Annotated in this window: 6 protein-coding genes, 1 tRNA gene and 1 pseudogene; 5 read left to right on the top strand and 3 right to left on the bottom strand. The window is 52.7% G+C overall.

Annotation, left to right across the window (positions count from 1 at the left end):
* The 3 genes and pseudogenes from A8990_RS23185 to A8990_RS23175 all read right to left on the bottom strand — a co-directional run.
* Positions 1 to 187 (bottom strand): annotated as a pseudogene (locus A8990_RS23185) (IS4 family transposase); the annotation flags it as partial.
* A 453-nt stretch (positions 188 to 640) separates the two neighbouring features.
* Positions 641 to 1,519: an SDR family oxidoreductase gene (locus A8990_RS23180; protein WP_116191431.1), complete on the bottom strand. Its 879-nt coding sequence runs from the start codon at positions 1,517 to 1,519 to the stop codon at positions 641 to 643.
* A gap of 137 nt (positions 1,520 to 1,656) precedes the next feature.
* Positions 1,657 to 1,733, bottom strand: a tRNA-Arg gene (locus A8990_RS23175).
* A gap of 158 nt (positions 1,734 to 1,891) precedes the next feature.
* Between A8990_RS23175 and A8990_RS23170 the strand changes: the two genes are divergently transcribed.
* The 5 genes from A8990_RS23170 (at position 1,892) to tig (ending at position 6,206) form a co-directional block, all read left to right on the top strand.
* Positions 1,892 to 2,092, top strand: coding sequence for a WYL domain-containing protein (locus A8990_RS23170; RefSeq protein WP_116191430.1), 201 nt, complete (start codon positions 1,892 to 1,894; stop codon positions 2,090 to 2,092).
* Positions 2,082 to 3,347, top strand: coding sequence for a DNA polymerase IV (locus A8990_RS23165; protein ID WP_425463926.1), 1,266 nt, complete (start codon positions 2,082 to 2,084; stop codon positions 3,345 to 3,347). Before A8990_RS23170 ends, A8990_RS23165 begins: the two co-directional genes overlap by 11 nt.
* Before the next feature lie 16 nt (positions 3,348 to 3,363).
* Positions 3,364 to 3,714 carry a YolD-like family protein gene (locus tag A8990_RS23160; RefSeq protein WP_116191428.1) on the top strand — a complete coding sequence of 117 codons (351 nt, stop codon included), beginning with the start codon at positions 3,364 to 3,366 and terminating at the stop codon, positions 3,712 to 3,714.
* 245 nt (positions 3,715 to 3,959) lie between these two features.
* Positions 3,960 to 4,814 (top strand): hypothetical protein, encoded by an 855-nt coding sequence (locus A8990_RS23155; protein WP_245996164.1) that lies wholly within the window; start codon positions 3,960 to 3,962, stop codon positions 4,812 to 4,814.
* Positions 4,815 to 4,910: 96 nt separating this feature from the next.
* Complete coding sequence (gene tig / locus A8990_RS23150) at positions 4,911 to 6,206, top strand: trigger factor (RefSeq protein ID WP_116191426.1); 1,296 nt, start codon at positions 4,911 to 4,913, stop codon at positions 6,204 to 6,206.
* Positions 6,207 to 6,222: the final 16 nt, after the last annotated feature.

Genomic DNA, 6,222 nt, shown 5'->3' with positions numbered 1-6,222 from the left:
CCAAGAGCTCCTTGTATAGGCTGTTTCCGCCCATTGAGATCAGGAGCTGCATAACCGTTTCAAAGGGTAACTTTTTCTTTCGCGTAAAGTCTTTTTCGGGGTTTTTGACATACAGTGCTGGTGCGGCTGACATTTCTTGAATAAGGGATGTCAGCTTTTGTTTTAGTGAATTCGCGTACGTATTCATGGGCGAAACCTCCTCGTTTTTTCAAGGGGCTTCGCCACACATTTTCAACTGCTTGTCAAGTTCTTTTACTCTTTTTCACGCAAAAAAGGAGCAGGCTATCTTTCGATAACCTGCTCCTTTGCATAGATATTTGGTTCAACACCTTAACTTAATGACATTGGCCTAATGGGCTGGTTTTTTGCATTGGTAGCGCCTTGCTCGCTTGGATGTCCTTGTCCGCATACGGCTCGCAGTGCGCTATGTTGGATAAATCCACTCATTTTGAACGAAACAACAGCTTTTTTGTGGCTATATTGGATATTTCCACTCATTTTCGGCCAAAAGGACTCCAACGGCTTGTTTTAGGCAGAACTGAGTGGATTTTTCCATTATAACTTGCAATTTCTGCTGATTTGGCCTTTCTATGTTGGATAAATCCAATTTAAGGGCGAATAGTTACGCGTTCTCTTGCCCTTATCCGTTCACGATCTCTCCGCCGTTCACATGCAGTACCTGGCCGCTCATATAGGACGAATCCTCGCACGCCAGATAGACGTAGGCAGGGGCGAGCTCCTCCGGCTGACCGGCGCGCTTCATCGGGGTGTCTGCGCCGAACTTGGCGACCTTCTGCTCGTCGAAGGTGGATGGGATGAGCGGCGTCCAGATCGGGCCAGGCGCAACGGCGTTCACACGAATACCTTGGCTCGCCAAATTCGCCGACAAGGATCGGGTGAATGCAACCTGCGCGCCTTTCGTCGACGAGTAGTCGAGCAGATCCTTGCTTCCTAAGTACGCCGTGATGGATGTCGTGTTAATGATGACAGCGCCTGACTTCAGATGCGGCATTGCGGCTTGCGTGATATAGAACATGCCGAAGACGTTCGTCTTGAACGTGCGTTCCAGCTGCTGCGGCGTTATAAGCTCAATGCTCTCCTGCGGATGCTGCTCCGCCGCATTGTTGACGACGATATTTAAGTCCCCGAGCTGCGACGTGGTGTCGTAGACCGCCTTTTTGCAAAACTCAGGGTTCCCGATATCGCCGGCAATCGTAATGCAGCGCCTGCCCAGCGCTTCGATGCGCGATTTGATCTCGCTCGCGTCGCCGTCCTCGCTCAAATATACAATCGCTACGTCGGCGCCTTCCTTCGCATAAATAAGCGAGACAGCTCGGCCGATGCCGCTGTCACCGCCTGTTATAAGGGCAACCTTGCCTGCCAGCTTGCCTGCTGGCTTATAGTTCGGACAATCAAACATCGGCCTCGGCGTCATCTCGCTCTCGATGCCGGGCTGCTGATTCTGGTGCTGCGGCGGGAACGAGCTTGGCTTCGTTTGCCCTTTTTGCTGTGTTGTCATTTGATGCATTGCACTCCTTTCATAATGATAGGGTGCCTATAAAGGATGGGTTTTACACGGGGGAAAAACCAAAAAAGCCTCGAATCCCAATGAAATCAAGGGCTTCGAGGCTTTGTCATTTATCGATTGTTTAAAGATGGCGTCCCAGGAGGGATTCGAACCCCCGACAACACGCTTAGAAGGCGTGTGCTCTATCCAACTGAGCTACTGGGACAACGAGACTTATTATAGCATGTAGCTTTTGGAAATGGCAAGTTCTATTTTGAAAAAAATTGCCGCCCCATCATCTGGAAATAAAAGTTTGTATACGAACATGCATTCTCGTCATATAATGAGAATATACGTTCGTATTATTAGGGGGGCGATGGCACCATGCGAATAGCAAAGTATGTCGGGTGTGTCGTTGATATCATTTATGAAGATCGCGCAGGCAAGCTGAGCAAGCGGCGGATTAAGGTGCATGCGGTTAACGGAGCTTTCGTCCGGGCGCATTGTATGGCGGCGGGTGCGCCGCGCGTTTTTCGCATAGAAGGGATATTGGCAGTGGATCCGGTGAAGCATCGTGCCGGGTAAATCAAGAACCATCTTCCTGGTGGACTGCCAGAGCTTCTACGCCAGCGTGGAGAAGGCGCTCAATCCGGAGCTGGAAGGGAAGCCGGTCGCCGTGGCGGGCGATCCGGAGCGCCGCTCCGGCATCATCCTGGCTGCGTGCCCGCTTGCGAAGGCGAAGGGCGTTACGACGGCGGAGCGTCTCGGCGAGGCGCTCTCCAAGTGCAGGGACCTCGTCATTATTAAGCCTTCGATGCAGCGCTACATCGACTATAGCATGCGCATTTCCGAGATTTACGAGAGCTACAGCGACCTCGTTGAGGCTTATTCCATCGATGAGCAGTTCATCGATGTAACAGGCTCGCTGCACTTGTACGGCGGCGATCCCGAGGCGCTCGCGCGGATGATCCAGCTTCACGTGAAGGAAGCGATCGGCGTGCATACGCGATTCGGCATTTCCGACTCGAAGGTGCTGGCGAAGCAGGCATGCGACAATTTCGCCAAGAAGAACGAATCCGGCATCTACGTGCTCGAACGGGAGCGGCTGGCGGATTCGCTGTGGCGGCTGCCCGTCAACAAGATGTTCATGGTCGGCAGCCGCATGACGGCGCATTTCGAGCGGATGGGCATCCGCACGATCGGCGATCTGGCGCAGACGCCGCTCGCGCAGCTCAAGCAGCGAATGCGTCAGCGCTTCGGCAAGAACAGCGACGTTCAGGCGGAGGTGTGCTGGCGGATCGCCAACGGCATCGACGACTCTCCGGTGAAGCCGGGGACGCATATGGGCGAGAAGTCGGTCGGCCATATGATGACGCTGCCGCGCGACTACGGGACACGCGATGAGCTCAAGGTCATCGTCCTTGAGCTGTGCGAGCTCGTGGCGCGCCGCTGCCGCTCGATCGGCAAGATGGGGCGGACGCTGTCGGTCGGCTGCCAAGGGGCGGATTTCGACCGCCCGACAGGCTTCAGCCGGCAGATGACGCTGCCGTATCCGTCGCATGTGACGAATGATCTATATTACAACGCGATGTCGTTGTTCGACCGGCACTGGGATGGGCTTCCGGTGCGGCGCGTCGGCATATCGGTGACAGGCTTTCAAACGGACGACCAATACCAGCTCGTGATGGATGACAACCGCGAGCGGCTTGGCGCGCTCGAAGCGGCGATGGATCGGCTGAAGGATAAGTATGGCGATGCCGTTATTATGCGCGCCGTTTCCAAGACGGCTGCGGGGCAAGCGCAGGACCGGGCCATGAAGATTGGCGGACATTACAAATAATGGAGGCGTATGAGGGATGGGCGATTCCAAGAAGCTGACAGCAGGCGGCAACTGGCTGTGGGAGGACAGCCGGATGATGCTGCCCGAGCATAAATTGGCGCAAAATGAACATCAGCGGGAGCTGCGGCGCCGGGAACGCAAACATATCGACGAAGCGGAGTGGGCGGACATCGCCATGGCGTTCAGCGCCTCGCTGCAGCTGCACAAGCTCATTACGATCCGCATGTTCGATCCGTTCGAAGAGACGCGCATCGAAGGCGTTGTGGAGCGGGTCGATCAGTTCGGCGGCCGGTTTATGGTGGACGGCGAGTGGTTCCCTTTTCACGATATTGAAGGAGCGGTTCTTGCTGACATGGAAGATAACTGATAGGGCATAGGAACTATGCCATACAGGGCCTCATAGGCGTGAAGCAGGAGCGCATATGAGGCTTTTTGCCGCATGGGACAAACTGGATCACGGCCAAATGGAAATAAACAGTAAGGGGTGATATAATCAGTCTCGAACAAGGCGGTGATTTTATTACAACTCCCACTAATACGCAAGGTGACAACAAAGAGAACGTCTATCTTTTTCCCAGTATGCTCGATCAATACCAGAATCAGCTGACGCGCATGCTCGAATCTGAGCGATACGGCGAAGCGAAGGAGCTTCTTCGTTTCCTGCTGAACTGCCAAGGAGAAGAGAAGCGTCATTATGAGGAATGGAGCAACTTACTAACATGGCTGGATGTTGCATTTCCTGGCCATGAAGTGACTGGGAACGGAATACATACGCTGGCAAACGGGAACGACGAAGACCTGGACGAAGAGTCGCTGCGGCGTGATGCACTGAGCTCCGGCGAATACGACGATGCCTTCGTGCAGCAGGTGCTCTACATCATGCAGCATCATCCGGTGGCGGATCAGCAGATTTTGGCGCTGGAGCGTGCCGCTTATTTGCAGCATCCGCTCGTCGAGCAGACCATTGTGACGTGGTTGACCAGTGCCGATGTACATCCGGCGCTGCAGTTCAAAGCGCTGCAATCGCTGAAGAAGCTTGGCGCGGCTGGAATAATCCAGCTCGAGCGATTCGGAGAAACGGTAGAGCTCGACATCGAAGCGACGCCGCTTTCGATGGAGGATTTTCCGCCAGTGGTTATAAGGGTCGTAGAACGGGTAGAATCGGTAACAGAAGTGGTGGACGCATCGCTGCCTCATTTTGCCCGTGAGCTGTGGAAAGAGTGTCTGCAATGTCTTTATGGCACATCGGCCTATACGCGCTTGCAGAATGACGACGATGAGACGGTGGATTGCTACGCCGCGGCGCTCCATCAAGTGCTCGAGCTGTCGTTATATGGAAGAGCGGATGACGACGAAGTAAGGGAAGCCTATGGGATTACAGACGCATTGCGATTCCGTTACGAACAGGCTTGCCGATCGCTGCGCCAAATTGTACAATTTAAAAACGAGCACGGGGGCCAGTCTTGATCTTACTCAAATTGTTGAGTATAATAGAATGGTTTATTACGGTATGGGATCTGACACAGATTGATGTGTTATTTAATTTGGAGGGGAAAGCATAACATGACAGCAACTTGGGAAAAAATAGACAAGAATCTTGTCTCCATCAACGTAGAGGTTGATGCTGGACAAGTTACCGAAGCACTCGACAAGGCATTCAAGAAAGTGGTTCAAAAAGTAAACATGCCGGGCTTCCGTAAAGGTAAAGTACCGCGGGCGATTTTCGAATCCCGTTTCGGTATCGAAAGCCTGTATCAAGATGCAATCGACATCCTGCTTCCTGATACGTATGCAGCAGCTGTGAAAGAAACTGGTATTTTCCCAGTAGATCGTCCTGACATCGATGTTCAACAATTCGGCAAAGGCCAAACATTCAAGTTCACGGCTAAAGTAACTGTGAAGCCTGAAGTTGAGCTTGGCGAGTACAAAGGTCTTGAAGTACCGGCTGCAGATGCAGAAGTTACTGAAGAAGAAATTGCGGCTGAACTGAACCGTCTGCAACAGCGTCACGCTGAGCTGACTGTTATCGAAGAAGGCGCAGCAGAGAAGGGCGACATCGCAGTAATCGACTTCGACGGCTACGTAGACGGCGAAGCATTCGAAGGCGGTAAAGCAGAGCGCCACTCCCTGGAGCTTGGTTCCGGCCAATTCATCCCAGGCTTCGAAGATCAAGTAGTCGGCATGGCAACTGGCGACTTCAAGGATGTTGAAGTATCGTTCCCAGAGCAATACCACGCAGAGCACCTTGCTGGCAAGCCAGCAACATTCAAAGTGAAACTGCATGAAATCAAGCGCAAGAACCTTCCGGCTCTTGACGATGAGTTCGCAAAAGACGTTAGCGAATTCGATACGCTTGAAGAGTACAAGCAAGATCTGAAAGCGAAGCTTGCTGAGCGAAAATCGAAAGACAACGAATCTGCTCGTGAAGCAGCTGTAGTTGAAAAAGCGGCTGAAGCTGCAGTAATCGACATCCCAGAAGCAATGATCGAATCCGAAACATCGTTCATGCTTCGCGACTTCGAGAACCGTCTTCGCATGCAAGGTATGAACCTGGAGCTGTACTACCAGTTCTCCGGTCAAGACGAAGCTGCACTGCGCGGTCAAATGCGTGAAGACGCTGTGAAACGCGTTCGCAACAACCTCGTTCTTGAGCAAATCGCGAAGAACGAAGGCATCGTTTCGGACGAAGCGGATCTGAACGAAGAGCTTGAGAATCTGTCCAAGCAGTACAACCGCTCGGTTGAAGAGCTTCGCTCGATCTTCGAAGCGAACGGCAACCTCGACAACATCAAAGAAGATCTTGTACTTCGCAAAACAATCAAGTTCTTGCTTGAAAACAGCAAAACTGCAGTAGCTTAATAAAACAATGAACCGA

This window comes from Paenibacillus taihuensis (genome assembly GCF_003386535.1).
Lineage (GTDB): Bacteria > Bacillota > Bacilli > Paenibacillales > Paenibacillaceae > Paenibacillus_Z > Paenibacillus_Z taihuensis.
The sequence above is the reverse complement of the archived record's forward strand: the minus strand, read 5'-3'. Positions and strand labels throughout refer to the sequence as shown.